The organism is Nocardioides currus (assembly GCF_003057875.1).
GTDB lineage: Bacteria > Actinomycetota > Actinomycetes > Propionibacteriales > Nocardioidaceae > Nocardioides > Nocardioides currus.
Genome location: NZ_PYXZ01000010.1, coordinates 97,231 through 120,634 on the forward strand (window position 1 = coordinate 97,231; position 23,404 = coordinate 120,634).

27 protein-coding genes and 1 pseudogene are annotated in these 23,404 nt (G+C 69.0%); 26 read left to right on the top strand and 2 right to left on the bottom strand.

The window, feature by feature from the left end:
* Positions 1–120: 120 nt before the first annotated feature.
* A complete protein-coding gene (locus C7S10_RS19040; RefSeq protein WP_108346038.1) occupies positions 121–549 on the bottom strand; it encodes a hypothetical protein in 429 nt (142 codons plus the stop codon).
* A 249-nt stretch (positions 550–798) separates the two neighbouring features.
* Between C7S10_RS19040 and C7S10_RS23190 the strand changes: the two genes are divergently transcribed.
* The 15 genes from C7S10_RS23190 to C7S10_RS19115 all read left to right on the top strand — a co-directional run bounded on the left by C7S10_RS23190 (position 799) and on the right by C7S10_RS19115 (position 13,640).
* Entirely contained in the window at positions 799–1,275 is a 477-nt protein-coding gene (locus C7S10_RS23190; RefSeq protein ID WP_165807229.1) for a helix-turn-helix domain-containing protein, read from the top strand.
* 322 nt (positions 1,276–1,597) lie between these two features.
* Complete coding sequence (locus C7S10_RS19050; RefSeq protein WP_243395474.1) at positions 1,598–2,287, top strand: SAF domain-containing protein; 690 nt, start codon at positions 1,598–1,600, stop codon at positions 2,285–2,287.
* 3 nt (positions 2,288–2,290) lie between these two features.
* On the top strand, positions 2,291–3,145 hold the full coding sequence (locus C7S10_RS19055; protein ID WP_108346041.1) for a CpaE/TadZ family protein: 855 nt from the start codon (positions 2,291–2,293) through the stop codon (positions 3,143–3,145).
* Positions 3,142–4,896 (top strand): TadA family conjugal transfer-associated ATPase, encoded by a 1,755-nt coding sequence (locus C7S10_RS19060; protein WP_108346042.1) that lies wholly within the window; start codon positions 3,142–3,144, stop codon positions 4,894–4,896. The genes C7S10_RS19055 and C7S10_RS19060 overlap by 4 nt, the downstream gene beginning before the upstream one ends.
* Positions 4,893–5,831 (top strand): type II secretion system F family protein, encoded by a 939-nt coding sequence (locus tag C7S10_RS19065; protein ID WP_108346043.1) that lies wholly within the window; start codon positions 4,893–4,895, stop codon positions 5,829–5,831. Before C7S10_RS19060 ends, C7S10_RS19065 begins: the two co-directional genes overlap by 4 nt.
* Entirely contained in the window at positions 5,828–6,745 is a 918-nt protein-coding gene (locus C7S10_RS19070; protein WP_108346044.1) for a type II secretion system F family protein, read from the top strand. Before C7S10_RS19065 ends, C7S10_RS19070 begins: the two co-directional genes overlap by 4 nt.
* A 61-nt stretch (positions 6,746–6,806) precedes the next feature.
* Entirely contained in the window at positions 6,807–7,010 is a 204-nt protein-coding gene (locus C7S10_RS19075; RefSeq protein WP_108346045.1) for a hypothetical protein, read from the top strand.
* An 18-nt stretch (positions 7,011–7,028) separates the two neighbouring features.
* Positions 7,029–7,436: a TadE/TadG family type IV pilus assembly protein gene (locus C7S10_RS19080; protein WP_108346046.1), complete on the top strand. Its 408-nt coding sequence runs from the start codon at positions 7,029–7,031 to the stop codon at positions 7,434–7,436.
* Positions 7,433–7,900, top strand: a complete 468-nt coding sequence (locus C7S10_RS19085) for a TadE/TadG family type IV pilus assembly protein (RefSeq protein ID WP_108346047.1) — start codon at positions 7,433–7,435, stop codon at positions 7,898–7,900. Before C7S10_RS19080 ends, C7S10_RS19085 begins: the two co-directional genes overlap by 4 nt.
* On the top strand, positions 7,897–8,361 hold the full coding sequence (locus C7S10_RS19090; protein WP_108346048.1) for a pilus assembly protein TadG-related protein: 465 nt from the start codon (positions 7,897–7,899) through the stop codon (positions 8,359–8,361). The genes C7S10_RS19085 and C7S10_RS19090 overlap by 4 nt, the downstream gene beginning before the upstream one ends.
* A complete protein-coding gene (locus tag C7S10_RS19095) occupies positions 8,358–11,669 on the top strand; it encodes a LysM peptidoglycan-binding domain-containing protein (RefSeq protein ID WP_108346049.1) in 3,312 nt (1,103 codons plus the stop codon). The genes C7S10_RS19090 and C7S10_RS19095 overlap by 4 nt, the downstream gene beginning before the upstream one ends.
* A 22-nt stretch (positions 11,670–11,691) precedes the next feature.
* Positions 11,692–11,967: a hypothetical protein gene (locus C7S10_RS19100; protein ID WP_108346050.1), complete on the top strand. Its 276-nt coding sequence runs from the start codon at positions 11,692–11,694 to the stop codon at positions 11,965–11,967.
* Positions 11,964–12,530, top strand: coding sequence for a hypothetical protein (locus C7S10_RS19105; protein WP_108346051.1), 567 nt, complete (start codon positions 11,964–11,966; stop codon positions 12,528–12,530). The genes C7S10_RS19100 and C7S10_RS19105 overlap by 4 nt, the downstream gene beginning before the upstream one ends.
* Before the next feature lie 380 nt (positions 12,531–12,910).
* The gene (locus C7S10_RS19110; protein ID WP_108346052.1) at positions 12,911–13,429 is read left to right on the top strand and encodes an ATP/GTP-binding protein; all 519 of its coding nucleotides are present in this window, start codon (positions 12,911–12,913) and stop codon (positions 13,427–13,429) included.
* A gap of 25 nt (positions 13,430–13,454) precedes the next feature.
* Positions 13,455–13,640 carry a hypothetical protein gene (locus C7S10_RS19115; RefSeq protein ID WP_108346053.1) on the top strand — a complete coding sequence of 62 codons (186 nt, stop codon included), beginning with the start codon at positions 13,455–13,457 and terminating at the stop codon, positions 13,638–13,640.
* A 91-nt stretch (positions 13,641–13,731) separates the two neighbouring features.
* Here C7S10_RS19115 and C7S10_RS19120 read toward each other — a convergent pair whose 3' ends face one another.
* Positions 13,732–14,208 carry a winged helix-turn-helix domain-containing protein gene (locus C7S10_RS19120; RefSeq protein ID WP_108346054.1) on the bottom strand — a complete coding sequence of 159 codons (477 nt, stop codon included), beginning with the start codon at positions 14,206–14,208 and terminating at the stop codon, positions 13,732–13,734.
* A 114-nt stretch (positions 14,209–14,322) separates the two neighbouring features.
* Between C7S10_RS19120 and C7S10_RS19125 the strand changes: the two genes are divergently transcribed.
* From C7S10_RS19125 to C7S10_RS19175, 11 genes and pseudogenes are all read left to right on the top strand, one after another.
* Complete coding sequence (locus C7S10_RS19125; RefSeq protein ID WP_165807231.1) at positions 14,323–14,922, top strand: helix-turn-helix domain-containing protein; 600 nt, start codon at positions 14,323–14,325, stop codon at positions 14,920–14,922.
* Complete coding sequence (locus tag C7S10_RS19130) at positions 14,919–15,578, top strand: DUF6036 family nucleotidyltransferase (protein ID WP_207769475.1); 660 nt, start codon at positions 14,919–14,921, stop codon at positions 15,576–15,578. The genes C7S10_RS19125 and C7S10_RS19130 overlap by 4 nt, the downstream gene beginning before the upstream one ends.
* Before the next feature lie 485 nt (positions 15,579–16,063).
* On the top strand, positions 16,064–16,618 hold the full coding sequence (locus C7S10_RS19135) for a methylated-DNA--[protein]-cysteine S-methyltransferase (protein WP_165807232.1): 555 nt from the start codon (positions 16,064–16,066) through the stop codon (positions 16,616–16,618).
* Between the two features lie 34 nt (positions 16,619–16,652).
* Positions 16,653–16,961 carry a hypothetical protein gene (locus C7S10_RS19140; protein WP_133176561.1) on the top strand — a complete coding sequence of 103 codons (309 nt, stop codon included), beginning with the start codon at positions 16,653–16,655 and terminating at the stop codon, positions 16,959–16,961.
* The gene (locus tag C7S10_RS19145) at positions 16,954–17,487 is read left to right on the top strand and encodes an FAD synthase family protein (protein ID WP_207769476.1); all 534 of its coding nucleotides are present in this window, start codon (positions 16,954–16,956) and stop codon (positions 17,485–17,487) included. Before C7S10_RS19140 ends, C7S10_RS19145 begins: the two co-directional genes overlap by 8 nt.
* Entirely contained in the window at positions 17,484–17,789 is a 306-nt protein-coding gene (locus C7S10_RS19150; protein ID WP_108346058.1) for an Ada metal-binding domain-containing protein, read from the top strand. The genes C7S10_RS19145 and C7S10_RS19150 overlap by 4 nt, the downstream gene beginning before the upstream one ends.
* Positions 17,786–18,580: pseudogene (locus tag C7S10_RS23195) on the top strand (DNA-3-methyladenine glycosylase 2); the annotation flags it as partial. The gene C7S10_RS19150 and the pseudogene C7S10_RS23195, both read left to right, overlap by 4 nt.
* A 166-nt stretch (positions 18,581–18,746) precedes the next feature.
* Positions 18,747–20,921 (top strand): VldE C-terminal domain-containing protein, encoded by a 2,175-nt coding sequence (locus C7S10_RS22900; protein ID WP_243395478.1) that lies wholly within the window; start codon positions 18,747–18,749, stop codon positions 20,919–20,921.
* 97 nt (positions 20,922–21,018) lie between these two features.
* A complete protein-coding gene (locus tag C7S10_RS19170; protein WP_133176564.1) occupies positions 21,019–21,621 on the top strand; it encodes a hypothetical protein in 603 nt (200 codons plus the stop codon).
* The gene (locus C7S10_RS22055; protein WP_133176565.1) at positions 21,618–21,914 is read left to right on the top strand and encodes a hypothetical protein; all 297 of its coding nucleotides are present in this window, start codon (positions 21,618–21,620) and stop codon (positions 21,912–21,914) included. The genes C7S10_RS19170 and C7S10_RS22055 overlap by 4 nt, the downstream gene beginning before the upstream one ends.
* Positions 21,911–23,401, top strand: coding sequence for a type IV secretory system conjugative DNA transfer family protein (locus tag C7S10_RS19175; protein WP_165807234.1), 1,491 nt, complete (start codon positions 21,911–21,913; stop codon positions 23,399–23,401). Before C7S10_RS22055 ends, C7S10_RS19175 begins: the two co-directional genes overlap by 4 nt.
* Positions 23,402–23,404 lie beyond the last annotated feature (3 nt).

A 23,404-nucleotide genomic window follows, 5' to 3' on the forward strand; every position in this document is an offset into this window, starting at 1 on the left:
TCATCTCTCAGTCACCAAAGGAAGGCTGGGGTGTTCGGGCGATCATCTGACGCGAAAAAACTGCTGGTCTGACCCGGGCGTTACCAGCCACGCTGCTGCGGAGCGGTGGATCAATGCCTGTCAGGGCTGATCCCGGGGCATCGCCTCCTGGTGGTCGTCGACGCTGTGGCTGATGATGTGCGCTGTCGCGTTCTGAGCGTTGTTGAGGTGTCGGTGGAGTTCCACGGCCACGCCGCGGGCCTCGTCGAGGTGGAGCCGGGCCAGTCCGATGGCCATCGCTGGGTCCGACTCCTCGGTCATCGAGTCCATGGTGAGCACTTGGTCGGCCAACGCCTGCGCAAGCACGCTGGACAGCTGGGAGAACGCTTGGGGGAGCGCAGCGGCGAGGTCCGCGAGATCGCCGAGCTGGTCGGCGGTCTCCGAGGGCATCTGGTCGCGGGACCACATCGAGGCTCGGTTGAATTCCTGGATGTTTTTGCACGCAGCCGCGGCGTGACCACTTGCCTCCAGACAGTCGGTCTTGCCCAGTCCGTCGTCCGATTCGGTCATGTCTGGCTCCGTCCGGCCCGAGATTGACGTGTTGGACTTTGAGTGTCGCTGATTGGTGCCCAGCTTGCGCTCGGATCGTGGCGGGCTGTGGATAGTGGCGGAGTGCCTCGCGATCCGGGCGGGAGGCCAGTGAGAGGCCGTGAGCGAGGCGGGCTCGTCACGCGGCGCCTTGGGATGGTCGCTGCTACTTGCTTGCCACGGGATCGCGTGGCAACGGTGGATCTGACGGCGCCACTAGTCTTGGCTGCAATGGTTTCCGGCATTGATCCCTCAGAGTTGCGTGCCGCCCGCGAGAGGGCTGGCCTTACCCAGCACGAGCTTGCGCGGCTCGTCGGTGCAGCTGGTGGTGAGCGCATCTCGCGGTGGGAGCTTGGCAGTTCAGAGCCGAGAGCAGACTTCCTGGTCCGGCTAGCCCAGACACTCGAGATCCCGACTATGCGGCTGGTCCGGTTCGACGGTGATGTCGCTGACCTGCGGGCTCTCCGCCTCGGAGCCGGCCTGTCAGCGGTCGAGTTGGCGGCAGCTGCGAACCTTGCGGCGCCGACCTACTACGCATGGGAGCAGGGGCGTTGGGCACGTCTTCCGGATAGGTCAGTGATCGACGCCCTCGGCCGAGGGCTGAACCAGCCCACCGACACAGTCACCGCGGCCTTCGCAGAAGCCCAGCGATCGCGACGGCAGCACGAACGACGGGCCGTCGGGACGGACGACCAGGGTCCCACCTGAGCACCCAACGGAGTGCCCAACTCATTACCGAACTCGTGGTTGATCCTGGACAAGCGGGGCACAATCGCACCAGAAGGGCAGGGCCTGCCTAGCCGGAAGCGATGGCCAGGTCCGCCGCGTTGACGCTTGGCTCCATCGGGGGAGTCGAGCCGCGGCCCTTCTGGTGGAGGGCTCGGGCCATGACCACTCCGATTTCGGAACCTGTGGACAACGCGAGTATCGATAAAAAGGCACTAGTCTTGTTTCGTCGAGTTGATGCCCAGGTGATCGCTCCGGCCCGTCTCGACACGTAGGTGGTCGAGAGACGAGAGGACTCGGACTGATGTCACTGGACGCCGAACGGAAACCCACACCCGGGAGCCGACCTTCGAGGACCCTTGGTCTCGAACAGGGGCAAGGCGCCGTCGCCCGACGTCCCAAGATGCGCCGCCGACCGTGGATAGTTGCTCTCGCCGCCGCGCTCATGGCCGCAGGAGGGCTGGGTGTCGCCTACCTGTTCACCTCTGTCAACGACACCCAAGAGGTCCTCGTCGTCAGCAGCGACATCAAGCGCGGCGAGACCATCGACGCTGGTGATCTCAAGGTCGTGCGGCTCAGCGTCGACCCGGCCCTGAGCCCCGTCGCAGGCAGCAGGGAGGCCGACATCGAGGGCAGCCGTGCGGCTGTCGACCTGTGGGCAGGCACGATGCTGACCGAGCAGGCGATCACCGAGAACCTGGTGCCAGGGGAGGGGGAGTCCCTGGTCGGTATCAGTCTCGCCCCGGGACAGATGCCGGCCGAGCCGCTGTTCAGCGGCGACACCGTCCGGGTCGTCACTACGCCCGGCGACCAGGGCGAGGTCACCGACGAGGAGCCCGTCACGATCGAGGCCGTCGTCGTTAGTGTTAGCCGTGTCGAGGAGACCGGGGAGACCGTCGTCGACGTCTCCGTCCCTGAACGCGAGGCGGCCGACCTCGCCGCTCGACTGGCCACCGGCCGTGTCGCCATCGTCCTGGACGCTCGGGAGCGCTGATCCATGGCGACGATCGTCCTGGCCTCGGCCAACGGCTCGCCCGGCGTCTCGACCGTGGCGCTCGGGCTGACCCTCAACTGGCCCCGTCCGGTGCTACTGACCGACGCCGACCCCACCGGGGCTTCTGCGGTCTTCGCCGGCTACTTCCACGGCACCCAGGAGCCGACCGGCGGCCTGATCAACCTCGCCCTCGCCCTACGTGAAGGAGCACTCCACACAGCGTTGCCCCGCGAGACCCTGCTCCTGGACCCCGAGGCGCCGGCCGAGCAGTCGGCCTGGTTCCTGCCCGGCATCCGAGCCCACGAGCAGGCCCCAAGCCTCGTGCCGCTGTGGGAGCCCCTCGCCGACCAGCTGCGCGCGCTCGACCGCAACGGCCAAGACGTCATCGTCGACGCCGGCCGGCTCGGCCTGATCGGCTGGCCCGAACCCCTCCTCGCAGCCTCCGACCTCACCCTGCTCGTGGTCCGCAGCTCCCTGCCCGCGCTCGCCGGCGCACGCGGCTGGGCCAAGACCCTGCGCGACCAGTTCGCCGCCGTCGGCGGGCTCTCACGCCTCGGCCTCCTCCTCGTCGACGAGGACCGCCGCTGGCCGTCCACACCAACCGGCGTGGCCCGCGTCCGCCCCTACCCCGGCCGTCAGATCGCCAAGGCACTCCAGATCCCGGTGATCGCCTCGGTCGACTGGGACCCCGAAGCGGCAGAGGTCTACTCCCACGGCGCACGCAAACCGCGCAAGTTCGACAACTCGGGCCTCGTGAAGGGCTACCGAGCGGCCGCCGTCTCCATCCAGTCCATCCTCGGCGCCAACCAGGCCGCCCTAGAACCTACGACCGGCCACCTGTCGGGAGGCCGCTCATGAGCAACGACGGACACAACCACCCCGGAGCGTCGGGCAGCCAGAACGGTCAGCAGCCGCCCACAGCCGAGCAGTGGCTCGAGGCCCGCCATGCCGCCAGCGCAACCAACGGAACCGCCAATGGGGCCAATGGGACTGCCAGTGGGACTGCCAATGAGAACGGCCAGGACCAGCGATCGCCGTTCGCTCGTGGCCGTGGAACCACCGGCGCCACACCTCCACCGCCGCCCCCTCCGACTCCTGTGGTCGACGCCGATGACCCAACGTCCCTGCCGATCTTCGCCGGCGCCTGGGCGGCCGACGATCAGCCCACCGGCCGCACCAGGTCAGGGTTCGCTCTACGCCCGCTGCTTGACGCCGCACCCGAAGCCGAGGAAGACGACCTCGACGAGGTCGAGCTCGACTGGGACCTCATTGCCGAGTATCGCGACCGGATCTCCTCTCAGCTGACCAGCCGCCTCGAGCTCGAGGGCGGCCGCGTCACCGACGAGGAACGCGAACAGATGGGCATCGACGTCATCGAGGAGTTCGTCAGGTCCGAAGCCGAGAGCCGGGTCTCGACAGGGCAGCCTCCATGGAGCAGCAACTACGAGAAGGCACTCAAGCCCGCGCTCAACGCCGCCCTCTTCGGACTTGGTCGGCTGGAACCCCTGGTCAAGCGCACCGACATCGAGAACATCATCATCATCGCCCGCGGCCTCACCTGTCATGTATGGCTGGAGAACACCGACGGTGTGATCTTCGAGGTCGACCCGATCGCCGAGTCAGAAGACGAGCTGCGCCAGTTCCTCGCCGAGCTCGGGGCACGCCAGAACCGCCCCTTCACCGAAGCCATCCCCAAGCTCCACCTGCGCCTTGCCGGCGGTGCCCGGCTGGCCGCGGCGTGGAACTCGTCCGGGACCTCAGTGGTGATCCGGCTCCACCGACTGATCGACGTTTCCCTCGACGACATGGTCCACACGTGGAACGCCTGCAGCCCGGTGCTCGGGGACTTCCTCGCTGCGACCGTGCGGGCCGGCAAGAGCATCGTCGTGTCCGGCGTCCAGGGCGCCGGCAAGACGACCTGGGTCCGCGCCCTGTGCTCGGCCATGCAGCCGTGGGAAATGCTCGGCACCTTCGAGACCGAACTCGAACTGCACCTGCACGAGCTGACCGACCGCCACAAGATCGTCCACGCCTGGGAGCACCGGCCGGGGTCGGGCGAGATCGGCCCCAACGGCCGCCCCGCCGGCGAGTTCACCACCGAGGAAGCCCTCCACGACTCGTTCCGGTTCATCCTGGCCCGCCAGATCGTGGGCGAGGTCCGCGGCCCCGAGGTCTGGAACATGATCAAGGCGATGGAGTCCGGCCCGGGCTCCATCAGCACCACCCACGCCCGCAGCGCTGCGCTCACCATCGAGAAGCTCGTGTCCTGCGCCATGGAGGCCGGGCCACAAGTAAGCCGGGAACTGGCGATCAGCAAGCTCGCCGCAGCCATCGACATCGTCATGTACGCCCGCACCGAGATCGTCGCCCAAGGCGACGGGACCTACCGCAAGCGCCGCTGGATCGAAGAAGTCCTTGTCGTTCGGCCCAGCATGGACGCAGCCCGGGGATATCAGACGGCGCCGATCTTCGCATCGAACCAACTCGGCCACGCGGTCGCAACCGGGCAGCTCGAGAGCGAGTTCGCCCAGGACCTGGTGCGCCACGGGTTCGACCTCGGCGCATACAACACCGAGGTCGCGGCCAACCCGGGGGTGGCAAGCCAATGAACGCGTTCCTGCCCGCCGTGTGCGGTGCCCTCATCGTCGCCGGCCTGATCGGCATCGTCTACGGGATGATCCCGGCTCCACCGAAGCCACCTCGCCCGAACCGCAACCACACGCCCTTCGGACGTATCGGGATCCGGTTTCTCGGGCTCGATCGGCGCACCCGGATGCTCGTCCTTGGCGGCGCAGTCATCGGCCTCATCACCGCCCTGTGGTCCGGCTTCGTTCTCGCGATCGTCATCGTCCCGGCCGCGATCGTCGGCATCCCACTGCTGCTCACCCCGCCGCCCGCCGCGGCGAGCATCGACAAGCTCGAAGCCCTGGAGGAGTGGACCCGTTCGCTGTCCGGGAAGCTCACCGCAGGGCAGGCCCTGCGCGGGGCGTTGATCAAGTCGCTGCAGTCGGTGCCCGCCCCGATCGAGCGGGAGGTCGGGCTGCTGGTCTCCCGATTGTGGAGCAACACCGCCAGCACCGAGGACGTGCTGCGTGCGTTCGCAGAGGACCTCAACGACTCCACCGGCGACGTCGTGGCCAGTCAGCTGATCCTCGCCGCCAGCGGCAAAGGGCAGGCAGGGCTGTCGAAGGCTCTCGACGCGCTCGCAGAGACCGTCGCGGCAGACGTGCGTGCCCGCCGCCAGATCGCCGCCGACCAGGCCAAGCCCCGCACCACCGCACGCACCGTCACCGCCATCACACTCGGCGTGCTCGGCATCCTGGCCTTCACCGGCAACTACATCGAGCCCTACACCACCCCGCTGGGCCAGATCGTCCTCGCCATCCTGCTCACCACCTATGTCGCCACCTTGGTGTGGATGCGTCGCATGGCCGTTGCCAAACCGCTCCCGCGGTTCCTCGACCTCGAGACCCGCAACGCGCACCGAGCCAAGCGGCAAAGCCAGCCCCAAAGCCCGCCCCGGAGCCGAGGAGTCACGGCATGACCGGCCTACAGCTCGCCATCGCCTGCGGCGCCCTCATGGGTCTCGGCGTCGCCCTGCTCGTGTGGCGCTTCGCCCCCTCCGACCCCGACCTGGTCGACGCGCTCGAGCGCCTCTCGCCCGACCACGTCGTGCCCCGTCGCGCCACCGCCACAACCGACAACGCGGCTGGCACCGAGTCAGCGTCCGCCGTCGACCAGCTCGGCGTCTGGGCAATCAAGACCTTCCCGGCCGGGGCCTGGTCGCACACGCCGCGAAAGGACCTCGCCATCCTCCAGATCAGCGAGACCACGTTCTACGGAGAGAAGGTCGTCTGGGCGCTGCTCGGCCTGGCGATGCCTCCGCTGCTGGCCGGCTTCTTCGGCCTGATCGGGCTCCCGCTGCCCTTCGCGATCCCCACGATCGGGTCGCTCGCGCTCGCGGCGCTGTTCTGGTTCATGCCCAACTACAACGTCGTCGACGACGCCAAGAAGGCCCGTATCGAGTTCAACCGTGCCCTCGGCGCCTACATCGACATGGTCGCCACCGGCGTCCGCGACGGCCACAGCGGCCACGTCGCCCTGAGCACCGCGGCCGAGGTGGGCGACAAGTGGGTGTTCCGGCGCATCGAGACCGAACTGCGCCGTGCCCGCTACATGACCCGCGCTCCCTGGGACTCGCTGCACGGCCTCGCCGACGAACTGGGTGTGCCCGAGCTCGACGACCTGGCCGACATCATGCAGCAGTCCGGCAAGGACGGCGCCCAGATCTACGAGAACCTGCGCGCCCGCGCCACCGCCATGCGCTCAGCGATGCTCAGCGCCGAGCTCGGCAAGGCCAACTCCGCCTCCGAACGCATGTACATCCCAGCCAGCCTGCTCGGCATCGTCTTCATGGCGATCCTGGTCGCCCCCTCCATGCTCCGCTTCGCCACCTGACGCCTAACACCGATCCACACTCACAGACCGCCTGGTCGCCCACCAGAAAGGAATCCACCCGATGTTGAAGCTCCTCATCGCCCTCCAGGTCACCGCGCTCACCGTGCTGGCCAGCCTCGAGCAGCGCATCAAGAACAACCGAGACGAGCGAGGGTCCGTCACCATCCAGGAGGTTCTCTGGGCTGTGGCCGCCATCGCGATCGTCGGCATCGTGGTCGCCGCGATCAAGTTCTTCGTCACCAACGAGTCCGCCAAGATCAAGTAGGCCGGAACGGAACTCGCCATGTTCGCCAGCCACCACCGTCACTGCCATCGCCGTGGCCGGAACGAGCGCGGGTCAGTCACCATCCAGATGGTGTTCCTGATGCCCACGCTGTTCCTGGTCATGTTCCTCGGCGTCCAGGGCGCTCTGTACTACCACGCGAAGCAGGTTGCGCTCGCGGCGGCACAGGAGGGCGCACGAGAGGCTGGCAGCGAGACCGGCACACGCGAGTCCGGGGTGGCCACGGCGAACACCTTCCTCGACGACGCCGGCGGCAACGACGTAATGACCTCAACCAGCGTCTCGGGCTCCCGGACCACGACCACCGCCACGGTCACGGTCACCGGCGAGAGCCTGAGCGTGATCCCTGGCTGGCACGTCAACGTGACCCAGAGCGCCAGCGTCCCCGTCGAGAGGCTCACCGAATGACGAGCCAGCAGAGGGGAATCGGGCGGATCAGTCGGCGGAGCAAGCGCCGGGACGAGCGCGGGTCGGTAGCGATCGAGGCCGCCATCGGCGTCCCGGCCTTCGGCCTGTTCATCGCGATGATCATCCTCGGCGGCCGCGTAGAGATCGCGAAACAGTCGGTGGAGGCGGCCGCCTTCGAAGCGGCCCGCTCAGCCTCGATCGAGCGAACCCAGGGCGAGGCGATCACCGCCGGCAGGTCGGCCGCCGCCGACAGCTTGTCCGACCAGGGGCTGCAGTGCACTACCACCAGCGTCACGGTCAACGCGGGCGGCTTCAACGCCCCGCTCGGAACCACCGCCCAAGTCACCGCCACAGTCACCTGCCATGTGAACCTCTCCGATCTGGCCATCCCCGGGCTGCCCGGGACCCGGACCATCACCGCGACCGCCTCCAGCCCGATCGACGCCTACCGGGAGCGCCGATGAACAGCCTCCGCAACCTCAGGTCTCAGCGTCTCGGCCGAGGCCTCACGAGGCGAGACGAGCGAGGCTCGATCAGCGTCTGGTTCGCGACTGCCTCCTTCGTGATGATCATGCTCGTCGGCATGGCCGTCGACCTCGGCGGCAAGGTCCACGAGCAACAGCGCGCACGCGCGGTCGCAGCTCAGGCCGCCCGCACCGGCGCCCAAGAAGTCGAAGGCTCAACCGCGGTTCGAGGCGAGGACCTCCGCGTCGACCTCAACGCAGCGAAGGCTGCTGCCCGGGACTATCTCCAGGCCGCCGGCGTCGAGGGAACCGTCACCGTCACCGGCGGCGACACCCTCACCGTCACCACCACCGATACCTACGACAGCAAGTTCCTCGGGATCATCGGGCTCGACTCGATGCAGGTCACCGGGGAGGCGTCCGCGCGGCTCATCCGCGCCGAAGGAGGCATCGAACGATGACCACTCACACTCCAGCCAGCCCCACTGTCGGTCAGCGGCTCACCGGACTCCTCGCCACCGTGGCGATCATCGCCATCGTCCTCGGCCTGCCGGTGCTGTTCCTGGCGATCGGTGCCAGCCCGGTCCCGGAGCAGGCGCCCACGTGGGACGGCATCAAGAACGGCCTGCTGTCACCCGACGACGGCACCGTGATCCTTGGCCTGCTCAAGGTCGTCGGCTGGGTCGCCTGGGCCTTCATGACGGTCAGCCTCCTCGTCGAGACCTTCGCTCGACTGCGTCGCGTCGAGGCTCCCAAGCTCCCCGGCCTCCGCCTCCCGCAGGCCGGCGCCCGCGGCCTGATCGGAGTCGCGGCGCTGCTGTTCATCGCAGCACCCATCGCCGCCCAGGCCGGCACCGTGGCGGCCGCCGACGCCACCACCGGTGCAGCCCAGACGGCTCATGCGACCGGGGGAGTCCCCGACCAGACGACCGCCCAGCACTTCCCGAAGGACGAAGTGGAGAAGACCGCCCGGGACCAGGGAAAGAACGGGGCGGAGGACAAGGCCACCGTCCAGCACACCGTGCGGCCGGGGGAGAGCCTGTGGGCGATCGCCCAGGACCAGCTCGGCGACGGCGCCCGCTACAAGGAGATCGTCGACCTGAACCGCGACCTGCTCGGCGCCAAGCCCAGTTTCCTCGAGCCCGGGTGGGTCCTCACCCTGCCCGCCCCTGCCGCTGCTGGGGACGCACCGGCGCACGCCTACACCGTCCAGCCCGCCGACAGCCTCTCCGACATCGCGGAGAAGGAACTCGGCGACGCTGACCGGTGGCCCGAGATCTACCAGGCATCCACCGGGATCACCCAGCCTGGCGGCGCACACCTGAGCGATCCCAACGTCATCGACATAGGCTGGAAGCTCAACATTCCCGCCGTCGCCGAGACCGCTCCCCACGGCGTCGACCGCCCCGACGACCAGCAGCCCGACGACCAGCCAGCCGGGCCACAGAACCACGCTCAGCCGGTCGACCCGCCAGCCGAGGAGCAGCCGCCCGCCGCCGAGCCCGATGTATCCGAGCCCGTCGTGCCGGAGAGCGCAGCCCCTGAGGTTGTCCAGCCCCAGGCCGACGACGTCAACCAGGTCGACCAGGTCGACGATCACGACACGGACGACTCGATCCTCGACGCGCCTTGGGTCCTCGCAGGCCTCACCGGCGGGGGAGTGTTGCTCTCCGGCGCCCTGTTCATGGCGCTGCGGTCGCGTCGACGAAGCGTGTTCCGCGACCGGCCGCCGGGCCTCGACATCGCGGCCCCACCGCCCGAACTCGCGCCGGTGGAGATGACCATCAACGCGACCGGCGGCCCGGCCGCGAACACCGTCGAGTACGTCGACGAGGCGCTGCGTCGCCTCGCCGCCGCCGTCGGCGCCGCCGGTACGACGATCACGAGCATGCCGCCGCTGGCCGCGGTCGAGCTGGGTCCGAGCAAGATGACCCTGCACCTCAGCGCCCCGGCGGCGGTGCCGGCACCGTGGGTGGGCAGCCCCGACCAGACCCACTGGCACATCAGCACCGACACCCCGGTCGCCGACCTCGGACCCGATACCGGCAGCGTCGAGCCCCCGTACCCGCTCCTGGTCGACATCGGGGCCAGCGACAAGGGCGAGTTGTGGTCGCTCAACTGCGAGGAGCTCTCCACCCTCACCATCAGCGGCGACCCGACCTACGGCCGCGACTTCGCACGCCACCTCGCCGCCCAGCTGGCTCGCAAGCCCTGGTCGCGCCGCGTGCGGGTCGACTGCATCGGCGTCGCCGAGGAAGTCGTCGCGATGGACGAGCGGCTTACCTTCCACCCGACCGGCGAGGCTGGCGGGCCCGCAGTCGCCGAGATCCTCGCCGCCGCGGTCACCACGGTCGACCGAGCCGCCCGGCACAACACCGATGTCTCCACCGCCCGCACCGGCAGCGTCGACGAGGACACCTGGCCAGCGCGCATGCTGCTCCTGGACGCCGCGTCCGGCGACCCCGCCGACCTCGAGCAGCTGATGCAGCTCGTCAACGACCACGTCGGCCAAGCGGCCACCTCCATCGTGGTTGCCGGCGAGCGCCCGAACACCCACGGCGCCGTGCTGCACATGACCAGCACCGGCCGCGTCATCCTCGAGCACGCCGGCCTCGACCTCATCGCCGTTGGCCTGACCAGCGACGAGGCACGCGGATGCGCCCTGTTGCTCGCGCAGAGCGAGAACCCCGAGTACGTCCAGACGCCCGTCGACGAGACGGCCACCGACGGCTGGGAGGCCTTCACCGACCAGTCGGGAGCCCTGCGGCGTGAGTACACGTTGCCGCGCAACACCCCGCAGGACGCGGTCGACGAGCCGCTGACCTCGCTCCTCGAGAGTGACGACGCCGACTACATCCGGGAGAGCCCGGTCATGCAGGAGGACCTCGACGCGCTCGCACCCAAGGTGCCCGAACACGTCCGGGCCGCGGTCGAGAGGGAAGACCCCACCCTGGACCAGGACATTGCCGACTGGTTCTCGCCCGACTGCGACCGGCCCAAGCTCACGCTGCTCGGCCCGGTCACCGCCACGGCCCACGGCAAGCCCTTGGCCAAGCGCAAGGACTACTTCATCGAACTGCTGGCCTACCTCGCCCTCCATCGCAAGCACGGTGCCACCCGCGAGCAGATCGAGGACGCGTTCTCGATCAAGGACGCCAAGGCGCGCGACTACGCCAACACGGTCCGTGACTGGCTCGGCATCAACCCCCGCACGGGCGAGAAGTACCTGCCCGACGCGGACAAGTCGCCCGCCAAGAAGCTGACCGGTGTCAACGCCTACCAGGTCGACGACGGCCTGCTGGTCGACCTGGACCTCTTCAAGCGCCTGCGCAAGCGTGGCCAGGCCCGCAAGGGCGCGGAGGGCATCGCTGACCTTTGCACCGCCCTCGAGCTCGTCGGCGAGGCTCAGCCGTTCAGCCAGAAACGACCCGGCGGTTGGGAGTGGCTGGTCAACGAGTCCGACCGCCCCGACCTCAACGCAAAGGGGTGGATCGCTGACGTCGCCCTCATCGTCGTCACCGAAGCACTGGCCGCGGGCGACCTGATCAAGGCCCGCTCCGCCGCCTACGTCGCCAACCACGCGAACCCCGACGGCGAGAGCACCCGACTGTGCATGGCCCACGTGTTGAAGGCCGAAGGGGACCAGCTCGAGGCTGACCGCATCCTGCGCGAGGAGATCTGCAACCGCGACGATGACGACGAAGCGCCCATGGAACTGTCGGAGCGGACGAAGACAATCATCAGCACGCACGGCTGGCTCGCGAGCTGACCTCGGGAAGGAAAGCAGTCAGATGAGCAGATTCGACCAAGAGATCACGCGACACTACGTCTCGGCCGGCACCAACAGCCGCGACCTCGACGCCCGCCGCGTCGCCCGAGCGGTCTTCGTCCGCGACACCGTGCGCGCCCTCTACGACGCCGACAAGAAGTTCGGTATCGACCCCGCCGACAACGGCTCGCTCGCTGAGCTCGTCGACGCCGCCGAAGAACACCTCGAGCACATCGCCACCGACGTCAGCCAGCGATCGGTGATGGCCCCGCCCAACCCAGGAGGAGACACCGAATGAGCAAGCACCACTCCGTACTCGGGGGAGTGGCCCTCGCCCTGGCCCTGATCCTCACGGGCTGCTCGGACGACAGCACCGACCCCGACGCCACCGACACCCCGACCGCAACCCCGACCGAGACGCCCACCAGCGCCTCGCCCGCACCCAAGACCCCCGAGGAGAAGGCAGCCGCCCAGCTCACGGCCTACCTCGGCGTCCGCGATGACGCATTCCGGGCTGCGACGATCGACTTCAAGAGGCTGAACAAGGTTGCCACTGGCGACGAGTTCCTCCAGGTGCAGGCACGTGTGGCCGACCTTGATCTGTACAAGATCAAGGTCACCGGCGAGTACGTCCACACACTGAGTGATCCGCGACCCCGAACGGCCAAGAAGTTCATCATCACGGACTGTGAGGACCGGAGCGGAGTCAAGGAGATGAAGGGCGGCAAGGAGGTGCCGCCGGCGCAGGGGCCGAACGGGCAGCCGCTTGGCAATCCTCTACCGACGCACTACACGGTCGTCCTGGAGAAGGGCCGTTGGCTGGTCAGCGAGGCTGACGTTCGCTGGGAGGAGACGTGCTAGCGCGCGCTCTCGCGTCGACTGTCCTGCTGCTCGGCGCGCTCTCTGTAGCCCTAATGCCAGATGTTGCGAAGGCCGAAGGCGGCGGAGGATGTCATTGGGATCGGGACCCCGACACCGGCACTCTCACATGGGTATGCGAGAACGGCGGCGGCGACGACGGCACTGATGGCAACACGGGCGGTTCGTCGTCGACGTGCTCGTACGCGGGCAACGAGATCCCATGCACTGGTCCGCAAGGATCGGTGTGGAGCAGTGCTCACGGCTGCTATGTCGGGGAGGAGTACCCGGGCAGCGACACGGTTCCCCCCGAAGGTCAGACGGAGGAAGACGGTGCCTGGCACGTGTGCTACTTCCCGCCTCCTGGCTCGTCGTGGGAGTTGATGTGGATCGAGAACGGCACGGTCACGATCGACCCAGTGGTGCTGGCCAACCGGGCGATCGCGTCGATGGACTTGGACCCGATCAAGATCGGCATCGTGCCTGAGTCCGCGCCGAACCGGGCCGGCCTGGTCGGTCTGCCGGTGTGGATGTGGGTCGACCAGCCGACCGATGACACGTTCGGTCCGATCACTGCGTCGGCGAGTGAGGGCACGGTTTCGGTTACCGCCACTGCGAAGGTCTCGAGCATCCTGTGGAACATGGGTGACGGCACCAAGATCACCTGCACCGGCAAGGGAACGCCGTACGCCGACCACTACGGGAAGCAGGCATCGCCGAACTGCGGGCACCGCTACGCCAAGATGTCGGACGACCAGCCCGACGGTGCTTACCAGGTGACCGCCTCGAGCCACTGGGTGGTCGAGTGGACCGGCGGTGGGCAGTCCGGAACCATCGAGTTCGACCTGACCACCGATCCGCTGCCGATCCGCATCGGTGAAGCCCAGGTGCTGACCCACTGATGAAGCGAGCCGAGTCGGATCGCTGATGCTCCACCTCGGCGAGCTGGGAGCGTTCGAGCTCGACATGGCACCGACCGGGCTGTGGACCGAGAGCGACTTGGTCACCGGCGCCGGCAGGGTGCGCGAGCTCCTGGCGTGGCGGAACGACCCCGCTGCGAGGTTCCCGAACGGGTGGCAGAAGCCCAGCATCTCCTTGCGTGACCTGAGCTGAGGGACGCCCAAGGCCGGTCCCGCCCTCGGAGCAGGGCGGGACCGGTTCCGCGTTGTCTGAGCGGCGCGGGTCTTGAGGTCAACACCCACCGTCAAGAGTATTTGACGGTGGGTGTTGGGCGTCGAGACGCAAGTAAGCCCCCCAGGCGTCTCGGGTCACCTGGGGGGCTTGAGTGGGAGTAGATCACGGCCGCCGTGCTGTCCGCAGCAAGATCGACAAGAAGCCTCTTCTCAGGGGCTGTGCTCCAGTGGGCATCGGCAGTGGCCGGGTGGTCGATCTCGAAGCGCAGGCCTTGGCCGCGGATGGTGCGTATCAAGGTCGGCCGGCGTGTGTCGTCGCCGAGCTTGCGGCGTACCCAGCCCAGGTGGACGTCGATCGTCTTGGTGGTCGACCAGAAGGTGGAGTGCCAGACCTCACGCATCAGCTCGTCGCGAGCGACGGTGGTTCCGGCTCGAGCGATGAGGTAGTGAACGAGGTCGAACTCCTTGGGGGAGAGCGCGATGACGGCGCCACCTCGCCAGGCCCGCCGTGCGGCGGGATCGACACGGATGTCTTGGACCTCGATCACGCCGACCAAGGTAAGTTCGGCGGGCTCTCTGCGCTGGCGAATCGGGCGACACGGAAGGTTTCGTCGCCCGGTCGACGAGAGGCCGGGTGATGCTTGATTAGGTATCATGGGTCTGTGCGTGGAACGCGAACCTCAGCGGGAGAGCTGGTTCGGGCGCGGCGCGAGCGCCTGGGGCTGAGCCAGCGTGCCGCTGCGCGTACTTGCGGCGTCCCGCAGTCGATGCTGTCGCGGATCGAGAACGGCGAGACGCAGCCGAGCATCGACACCCTGCGGCGTGTGCTGCTCGGTCTCGGGGCCGATCTTCACCTGGAGACGCTGCCGCCCGGCGAGGCGGGGGAGGGGCGTCGCGAGAAGCAGCGGTCGGTGTGGTTGAACCGCGCGGTCGTCGGCGAGCTCATCCGCGATCCTGACAGGGTCGTTGCGATCGCCCGCGACAACATCGCCAGGTGGCGTGGTGTGCACGCGCACCGGCCGGGGATCCTGGCCGCTCTGGATCACTGGGAGGAGATCCTCGATGCCGGCGTCGAGGAGATCGTGTCCACTCTCACCGGCCCTGGCGAGAAGGCCGAGGACCTGCGGCAGAACTCCCCCTTCGCTGGTGTGCTCACCGCTGAGCAGCGCAGCCAGGCGCTGAACGCGTTCCGTGTCGACTGGGCACGCCGCCACGACCACGGCCGCGGCCCGGCTGGTCGCGCCGCGGGGGTTGCACGGTGAACCGCGACGAGCTGGCCGAGGTCCTCCGGGCAGCCAGCGCGATCACCGACGACCGACCACTCGTGATGGGTTCCCAGGCGATCCTGGGCAGCTACGACGAGGACGCCTTGCCGCCGGCCGCGACCGTCTCCATGGAGGCCGACGTCGCCTTCCTCGACGACGACGACCGGCACAAGGCCGACATGGTCACCGGGGCGATCGGGGAGGACTCCAACTTCCACCAGCTGCGCGGCTTCTACGCAGAGGGAATCCACGTTGAGACCGCGACCCTTCCCGACGGGTGGCGAGATCGACTCATCACCTGGTCGGTTCCTCCCGGCGCGAACGGCCCCGGCACCGTCGCCTCCTTTCTCGACCCCCACGACCTGGTCGTGGCAAAGCTCGCTGCCTTCCGCGAGAAGGACGTCCGGTTCGTGACAGCCCTGACCCGCGCCGGCCTCGTCGACCCTCTGGTCGCGCTCGAGCGCCTCGAGCACACCGAGCTCCACCCCGTCGCCCGGCAGCGCGCCGCAGGCCTCCTCGTCGGCCTCGACACCCCGACGACGGCCGCCCCGGAGGAGGGTGCCGATCGACTCCGTCGCAGCGTCGAGATCGAGAAGCGCACCCCACCGCGCCCAGGGCCGGACCGCGGCCGCGACCGCGGCCCGGACCGCTGACCGAAACACCGACTGCTGCGTCAGGAACACTTGACGCGCGGGTCTTGCTGACCTCGAGTGCGCTGCCCATGGAACCAAGCCCTGGGACGCATCCACGCCCCGGGCAAGAGGCTGTCGCCGGGTCGTATTCGCAGCGACCATTGAGCCAACCAAGCGCCTGAGCTCGCCCCAGACAGGGTGAGGCGTCGGCGCCTGGGAACGCCGTCCCCCGACTTTGACCTGGTGTCGAGATGCAGGGAAGAGTGGCGGGCCGCTCGAGGCGAACCTTGCCGGCCGGCGGTCGATCTCGGGCCATCTTGCATCGGCCTCTCACGGAATCGGCGGTGGTGTCGTCTTCCCGGTGATGAACACCGGGCGCGTGTCGTAATGCATCGTCCGGACCTACCCAACGTCAGGAGACGACCATGTGTGCTGGGATCGCGTTCACGGACACAACCGGGCAGCTGTCTGTTCCCGGGCGAGTGCACACGGTGGTGCACACGCGCATGCTCGACATCACGGTCGTGCGAGAGGCCGACACGTTGGTCGGGGTGTTCTTCCCGGATCAGATCGGCGAGCTCCCGGCCGACGTGCTCGGCGAGCGGGTCGACGACGGGTTCGAGACGATCGTGGCCCAGCTGGAGGCCTATCTCGCTGGCTACCGGTTGAGCCTGGACGTCGAGATGGTCGCGGACGGCACAGCGTTCGAGGCGGCGGTCTGGCAGGCCGCGGTCGAGATCCCGTACGGGGAGACCCGGACCTGGGCCGAGGTCGCGTTCGACCTCGGCGATGGCGTCACCCCCGACCAGGTGGGCGCTGCGCTGGAGGCATGCCCGCTGTCGGTCTTCATCCCGACGCACCGGCTCCTGCGAGGCACCGGAGACCTGGGCGGATACGCGGGCGGTTCGCCGCGGCGCAACGTGCTGCTGGTCGTCGAGGAGCGGAACCGGCCCGTTCCGCCGATGGACCTGAGCCAGGTCGACTGGGACGACCTCAACTACTCGCCCGCTACGTCTCCGGTCCTGAGCGCTCGGGTGTCCGTCGCCGGTGTAGCGGCCTGACCGGCACGACGCGGAACGTGAGGACGGGGAAGTCATGCGTGACCAGAGCACTGCGATGAAGTCCCTCGCGGACGCCAACAAGGCCGAGCGGGAGAAGTGGCTCGAGGAGCACTGGCCCGGCAACAGCGAGGTGAACAGCATCCCGAAGGACATCGCCGCGCTGACCTTGCAGACCTTCGGCTACATCCCGGGCGTGACCCAGGACGACATCGACGCGCGCAACAAGGAGATTCGCGACCGGATCTACGCCGAGAGGTTCGGCGGCCGCCTCGAGCTCGACGGGTTCGAGATCGACAACGGCGCGTGGATCCTGCAGCAGGCCGGGGTGATCCCCAGTGTCTGACCGACTCCCGCGCGAGCTCCCGGGCCAGCTCCGGGACGGACTGCCCGGCGATCATCAGGGCGAGGTCGTGGGCTACACCGCGGGCGTCTTCGACCTGCTCCACGTCGGCCACGTACGCCTCCTCGAGCAGGCCCGCGCCCAATGCGACCGGCTCGTCGTGGGCGTCACCACCGACGAGCTGTGCGAACAGCGCAAGCACAAGACCCCGATCATCGGCTACGCCGACCGCGCGGCGATGCTGCGCTCGCTGCGGGTCGTCGACGAGGTGGTCCCGCAGACCGCGATGGACCGCCTTGCGGCCTGGGACGAGCTGCGGTTCGACGTCACGTTCGTCGGCGACGACTGGAAGGGCACCGAGAGCTGGAAGGAGTACGACGCCCGGTTCGCGCAGCTCGGCGTCCGGGTCGTCTACTTCTCCTACACCGGCGGGGTGTCCAGCACCCTGCTGCGCGCCCGACTCGCGCCCGACGCCCTCGCGGCCGCCTCCCTCGTTGCCGACGCGTCGAGTCAGCTGGTCGCGGCATGAGCACCGAGGCGTCCGGTCCCGCCGACCGGTACACCCTGCTCGACGCCCAGCGGCGGCCCTACTCGTCAGCGACACCCGGCACGTGGGGCGGACACCGCGGATCGAAGATCTACGGCCGGCTGGACTGCGCCGCGTCGCGCCGCGCGATCGCGCGAGGCGGCTACGTGAAGCACCGAGTGTTCTTCGCCGACGAGCAGACCGCGATCGCTGCCGGCTTCCGTCCCTGCGGCACCTGCTGTCCCGAGAAGTACCGCGCCTGGAAGCAGCAGCGCCAGGCGTCCGTCGACACCGACGGACGATGACTCCGGGAACGAGTCGGCCGACAGGACTCCCACAGCTCAGGTTGAAGGCGAACGGTCCGTTCAACCCCGATCTCACCATCCATGCCCTGGCCGCGCACGCGGTCCCGGGCCTCGACCTGGTCGACCTGCGTCGCCGCCACTATCTGCGCCGCCTTCACATCGACGGCTACGACGTGCTCATCGACCTGACCTTCACCACCGCCGGGCTCGTGGCCGGCTGGTCGAGCGCCGCTCAGCCCGCCGCTCAGCCCGCCGCTCAACCTGCCGAGCCATTTGCTCGGCGGATCGCCGCCCTCTTGGGCGGGTGGTTCGACCTGGACGCGGACGTCGCCCTAATCGACGCCGAGCTGGGCGCTGACACGACCCTCCGCCCCGTCGTGGCCCGGACGCCGGCGGTGCGGCTGGTCGGCTACCCCTGCGAGTTCGAGGCGGTGGTGGCGACAGTCGTCGGTCAGCAGGTCTCGCTGGCGGCCGCCAGCACGTTCCTGGGTCGCCTCGTGGCCGCCACCGGATCGCCTCCGCTCTTGCCTAGCGGACTGTCGGGATTCCCGTCGGCGGCCGAGCTCGCCGCCCTTTCCGTGGACGAGCTCCAGGCGGTCATCGGGCTCACCCGTGCCCGGTCGCGGACCCTGCATCGGGTTGCCGAGTTGTGGGCCGACGGCTTCACCCTCGCAGGCCTCGGCCGTGAGAAGGCTCGACGTGCTCTGCTCGAGGTGCCCGGCATCGGCCCCTGGACTGCCGACTATCTCACCGTCCGCGCGCTGCAGGATCCTGACGTCTTCGCCTGCGGGGACCTGGTCGCCCGCCGAGCATTGGATCGCTGCGCGCATCGCCATGAACGGCGCCGGCCCCGAAGACGCGACCACGGCCAACGCATCTGGCGCCACACCCGCCGCTGTGCCGGCGGTGGCCACCTCCAGAACCTCGACCACCGACGCCACGACCACCAGGAGCCGCGTGGGAACCACGCCGGCCGGAGACGTCATGGCCGCCTTGATGCGGCTTCGGTTCGCGTCGAACTACCCGACGCTGACCACCGAGCAGGCCCGCAACGCCATCACCATCGCCCAGGTCGCCCGCGACCTCGAGGTCCCGCGCTACGGACTGGAAATCGCGATCGCTACCGCGATCCAGGAATCCAAGCTGGTCAACCTCAACAGCGGCGACCGCGACTCCCTCGGCCTGTTCCAACAGCGCCCGTCCCAGGGGTGGGGGAGCCAGGCACAGATCACCAACCCGGTGCTGGCAGCGCGCGCGTTCTTCGGCCAGGCCGACCACACCTCCAACCCCGGCCTCCTCGACATCCCCGGCTGGACCAAACTCACCCTCACTGCCGCAGCCCAAGCCGTCCAACGCTCCGGCTACCCCTACGCCTACGCCCAGTGGGCCGACGTCGCCGACGACATCACCGACCTCCTCGGCGGCGACCTGCCCGACCTGCCCGACACCGGCGACGGCACTGACGGTTCCGCGACCAACGCCCGCAACTGCGAGTCCGACACCGTCAACCCGATCACCATCGGCACCCTCAACATCCTCGGCGCCGGACACACCGACGGACAGACCGGTGGCGGAAACGAGAAGGCCGGCTACGAGACCTGGGACAAGCGCCTGCCCGGCGCGCTCAACGCCATCGAGAGCGCCGGCGCCAGCATCGCCGGACTCCAGGAGGTCCACAGTCCTCAGGCCAAGGCCCTGGCTGAGCGCTACTCCGCCCAATGGGGCATGTACCCAGCCACCGGCAAGACCCAGAACAAGGTGATCTGGGACCGCAACGAGTGGGAGCAGACCGACGCCCGCCTCATCGAGATCCCCTACTTCGGCGGGAAGAACGTCGGGATGCCGCTGGTCCAACTGACCGGCGCCCCCGACGGCCCCAACGCCGGACAAGTCATCTGGGTATGGAGCATCCACAACCCCGCCAACACCAACGGCAAGGCGGCCGGGCACCGCACCGAAGCACTGCGCCGCCAGCTGACCACCCTCACCGACCTCGCTGCTGCCGGCGTCCCGGTGGTCATCCTCGGCGACTTCAACGATGGCAAGGACGGCAACAACGCCTCGCACTGCGTCCTCACCCCGACCATGACCAACGCCTTCGGCGGATCGTCCGAACCCTGCAAGCCGCCCAAGGCCGACGCCCCGATCGACCACATCTACGGCGCCAACCTCAGCTGGTCCAACGCTCGCGTCGACAACAGCACCACGGCCAACAAGATCGCCGACCACCCCCTCGTGATCGCCACCACCGCCGGCTCGAGCTCCGGCTGCGCGGTCAACACCGCCGCCGCCGGCGACTACCACCTCGGGAACGTCAAGCCGCAGCTGGTGCAGCTCGTCAACGTCCTCGCCCCCATGTTCGACATCAAGACCGTCGGCGGCTATCGCGCCAGCGCCACCGACCCGAACGGCCATCCCGCAGGGCTCGCCGCTGACTTCATGACCACGAGCAAGACCCAAGGCGACCGGCTCGCGGCCTACGCCCAGGCCCACGCACGCGAGCTCGGTATCGACTACATCATCTGGTGGCAGCGGATCTGGTCCGTCGCCCGGGCCTCCGAAGGCTGGCGGCCGATGGAGGACCGCGGCGGCGACACTGAGAACCACAAGGACCACGTCCACATCAACGTCAAGCCCGGAGCCGTAAGTGATGTGGTCCAGCCCGTCGGCCTCGACGACGCGGCCTGCGACGAGGTGGTCTACCCGGTCCCCGCCCAGTACGTCGGAACCGACAGGCACAACTGGCACGAGTCCGGCGCCTACTGGAGCAGCTGGCACACGGGGACTGACTTCTCGGTGCCCTGTGGAACGCCCGTGTACGCCGCTCACGCCGGCACCATCGAAATCGACACCACCCAGCGGCGCTGGGCCGGCCCGCAGCTGGTCAAGGTCAGCAGCGGCCCGGGAGCCCTCACGACCTGGTACGCCCACATGGAGAAGGTCACCGTCAGCCGCGGCGAGACCGTCCAGCCCGGCCAACAGATCGGCCTGGCGGGCAAGGAGGGCAACGTCAGCGGCTGCCACCTGCACTTCGAGGTCCATCTGAAGGGCGGCTCGATCTACGGGCCCGACAACGTCGACCCGTCCACGTGGCTCGCCGAGAACGCCTCACCACCGAATCGGGCCATTTGACTCCTCGCCGGTGATCGCACCGGCCACCTCCACCGACATAGGTGGCTAGCGGACCCACGACACCCGCGAGAGCCGAGCACACCCGGAGGTGGCAGCGATGCAACGAGAACGACGACGAGATCCCTACCCCTGGACCTGGGAGATCCCGCTGGCGATCACAGTGGCGACCCTGCTGGTGGTCGTCCTCGGCATCCAGCTCGGCCGATCAGTCGCGAACCTGCTCGCCGGCGCAGGATGGACTTGGCCCGACCCCAACGCCGGCACCTTCCCATCCCCGATCGGCACCGCGTTCTGGACCAGCCTCCCCGGGGTCCTGGGCGGCCACGCCGACGCTGGGCTGCCGACCCCGACCCCGGACGGCCTGGCCGGCCGCGGTCTGGTCTGGACGAGCCTCGCGATCACCGAGCTCTCGGTGCTGACCGCCACCATCTGGGTCGGCGTGTGGGCCTACCAACGCTGGGGTCCCGGGCGCATGCGCGGCATGGCGACGCCTGCTGAGGCCGAGAAGCTCCTCGGCGTCACCCGCCTCCGCAAGGTCGCCGGCATCGTCCGCCCCGACCTCTACGGCAAGCACGCCGCGACCGCAGCCGGGCCGCTGCAGCGCACCGCAGGCGACACCACCGAGCAACCCGGGCCGCAGCTCGGCCACGGGCTCAGCCCGTGGCTACTCGACGGCCGCCGAACGAAGGAGGACCGATGAACGACGGAACCTACGAGCGACGAATCCCTGGCAGACCGACCCTCCGATCCCAGATCCAGAGCCGGGTCGGTGGCGTGATCTGCCGCTATCGCGGACACCGCCCAGTCCTTGTCGAAACCCACTACTACGTGTCCGCCGGACCGGTGGAACTCGTCGGCGAGGGCCGCGACCTGCTCTCTGACCTCACGTTCCCAGCCCTCGGCCGCCGTGGCGAGGAGCGCCACGGTCGCGAGGTCATCTGCCGCCGCTGCCTCGCGCCGTGCGGCGACACGATCCCCGAGGCGACGCGATGAAGCTGAGGTTCGACCCGTGGGATGTCGGCTGGCGGATCGGCGACGCGCACGAGCCGCGTGGCGGCGAGCTGTGGGTGCCGTGGGACCGAACCGCCGGCGTGATCGGCCCCCAGGGCTCCGGCAAGACGCTCGACCTGCTCACCCCGGCGTTGCTGGGTGCCCCGGGGGCTGCCCTGGTGACGCTGACGAAGGTCGAGGACCTGCTGCTCAGCCTCACCGAACGCTCTCGCGATGACCGGCCGTGCGTCGTGCTCGACCCCTTCGGGCTGGCCGAGGGCGTCGTCGACGAGCTGATCTGGGACCCGGTCGCTGGCTGCGTGGACCCCAAGGTGGCCGAGCGGCGAGCCAAGGCCTTCACCGCGGGCACAGTCAAGGGCGCGATCAACGGCGGCACCGGAGACGAGGCGGCCCGGTTCTACGCCGCCGAGTCGGCCAAGGTGCTGCAGGGCTACTTCCACGCAGCGGCGCTGACCGGCAAGACCCTCGAGGACATCCTGCAGTGGGTCGCCAACCCAACGGCAGCCACCCAGCCGATGGAGATCCTCCGGCGCCACCCGCACGCCGAGCCGTTCTGGCACGGCCTGCTGCACGGTGCGCTCAACGGGGACGACCGCACCGCCGGCAACACCATCACCACCGTGCAGCAGGCCGTCAGCCTGTTCTTCCAGGCCGACATCCGCCGCCGCTGCGTACCGAGCCACGGAAAGCCAGCGACCGACCTAGCCGACGTGATCCGTCGCCGCGGCACCATCTACATGCTCGGCCGCGAAGATCCCTACGCCTCGGCCAGCCCGCTCATGACCGCGGTCGCCGAGCACGTGCTGGACACCGGCCTAGTCCTGGCCAACAACTCCCCCTGGGGCGGCCGGCTGTGCCCGCCGCTGGTCTCGGTGCTAGACGAGCTGCCGTCGACGGCACCGCTGCCGACTCTGCGGACCCGGATGGCCAACGAGCGCGCACTGGGCCTGTCGTTCATCTGGGCCGCCCAGACCCGCCCCCAGCTGACCAGCATCTTCGGCGAACACGAGGCCCGCGCCCTGCTCGGCCTCACCAACACCCTGGTGATGTTCGGCGGATCCAAGGACGTCGCTTTCAACCAGGAGATCTCCGATCTGCTCGGCACCGTACGCATCGGCCGCGTCACCCACTCCAGCGGAGGGTTCAACGGTGGCGGCCGCAGCTTCTCCGGCGACGACATCCCGATCATGCGGCCCGAGGAGGTCCGTCAGTTGCCCGAGCGGCGAGCCCTGGTGATCGCCGAGAACGGCAAACCGATCATCGCCAAGCTCCACCGCTGCGTCGAGGGAAAGGCCGGCGAGCGGCTCCTGGCCGACCAGCGCGCTCTGCGGGCGCGGCTCACCACCGACCGGCGCATGGTCATCACCCCCGAGGCCCGGGCGGCGGCCGCCATCGTCGCGGCGCGCCAGAAGGGCTTGATCGACGACGACACCGACCGGGACGCGAACTATCCCGTCAGCGAGGAGTAAGAA

Coding starts and splice junctions, on each gene's coding strand:
- C7S10_RS19040 (WP_108346038.1), bottom strand. CDS start 549: ATGACCGAATCGGACGACGGACTGGGCAAGACCGACTGTCTGGAGGCA.
- C7S10_RS23190 (WP_165807229.1), top strand. CDS start 799: ATGGTTTCCGGCATTGATCCCTCAGAGTTGCGTGCCGCCCGCGAGAGG.
- C7S10_RS19050 (WP_243395474.1), top strand. CDS start 1,598: ATGTCACTGGACGCCGAACGGAAACCCACACCCGGGAGCCGACCTTCG.
- C7S10_RS19055 (WP_108346041.1), top strand. CDS start 2,291: ATGGCGACGATCGTCCTGGCCTCGGCCAACGGCTCGCCCGGCGTCTCG.
- C7S10_RS19060 (WP_108346042.1), top strand. CDS start 3,142: ATGAGCAACGACGGACACAACCACCCCGGAGCGTCGGGCAGCCAGAAC.
- C7S10_RS19065 (WP_108346043.1), top strand. CDS start 4,893: ATGAACGCGTTCCTGCCCGCCGTGTGCGGTGCCCTCATCGTCGCCGGC.
- C7S10_RS19070 (WP_108346044.1), top strand. CDS start 5,828: ATGACCGGCCTACAGCTCGCCATCGCCTGCGGCGCCCTCATGGGTCTC.
- C7S10_RS19075 (WP_108346045.1), top strand. CDS start 6,807: ATGTTGAAGCTCCTCATCGCCCTCCAGGTCACCGCGCTCACCGTGCTG.
- C7S10_RS19080 (WP_108346046.1), top strand. CDS start 7,029: ATGTTCGCCAGCCACCACCGTCACTGCCATCGCCGTGGCCGGAACGAG.
- C7S10_RS19085 (WP_108346047.1), top strand. CDS start 7,433: ATGACGAGCCAGCAGAGGGGAATCGGGCGGATCAGTCGGCGGAGCAAG.
- C7S10_RS19090 (WP_108346048.1), top strand. CDS start 7,897: ATGAACAGCCTCCGCAACCTCAGGTCTCAGCGTCTCGGCCGAGGCCTC.
- C7S10_RS19095 (WP_108346049.1), top strand. CDS start 8,358: ATGACCACTCACACTCCAGCCAGCCCCACTGTCGGTCAGCGGCTCACC.
- C7S10_RS19100 (WP_108346050.1), top strand. CDS start 11,692: ATGAGCAGATTCGACCAAGAGATCACGCGACACTACGTCTCGGCCGGC.
- C7S10_RS19105 (WP_108346051.1), top strand. CDS start 11,964: ATGAGCAAGCACCACTCCGTACTCGGGGGAGTGGCCCTCGCCCTGGCC.
- C7S10_RS19110 (WP_108346052.1), top strand. CDS start 12,911: ATGTGGATCGAGAACGGCACGGTCACGATCGACCCAGTGGTGCTGGCC.
- C7S10_RS19115 (WP_108346053.1), top strand. CDS start 13,455: ATGCTCCACCTCGGCGAGCTGGGAGCGTTCGAGCTCGACATGGCACCG.
- C7S10_RS19135 (WP_165807232.1), top strand. CDS start 16,064: ATGCTCGACATCACGGTCGTGCGAGAGGCCGACACGTTGGTCGGGGTG.
- C7S10_RS19140 (WP_133176561.1), top strand. CDS start 16,653: ATGCGTGACCAGAGCACTGCGATGAAGTCCCTCGCGGACGCCAACAAG.
- C7S10_RS19150 (WP_108346058.1), top strand. CDS start 17,484: ATGAGCACCGAGGCGTCCGGTCCCGCCGACCGGTACACCCTGCTCGAC.
- C7S10_RS19170 (WP_133176564.1), top strand. CDS start 21,019: ATGCAACGAGAACGACGACGAGATCCCTACCCCTGGACCTGGGAGATC.
- C7S10_RS22055 (WP_133176565.1), top strand. CDS start 21,618: ATGAACGACGGAACCTACGAGCGACGAATCCCTGGCAGACCGACCCTC.
- C7S10_RS19175 (WP_165807234.1), top strand. CDS start 21,911: ATGAAGCTGAGGTTCGACCCGTGGGATGTCGGCTGGCGGATCGGCGAC.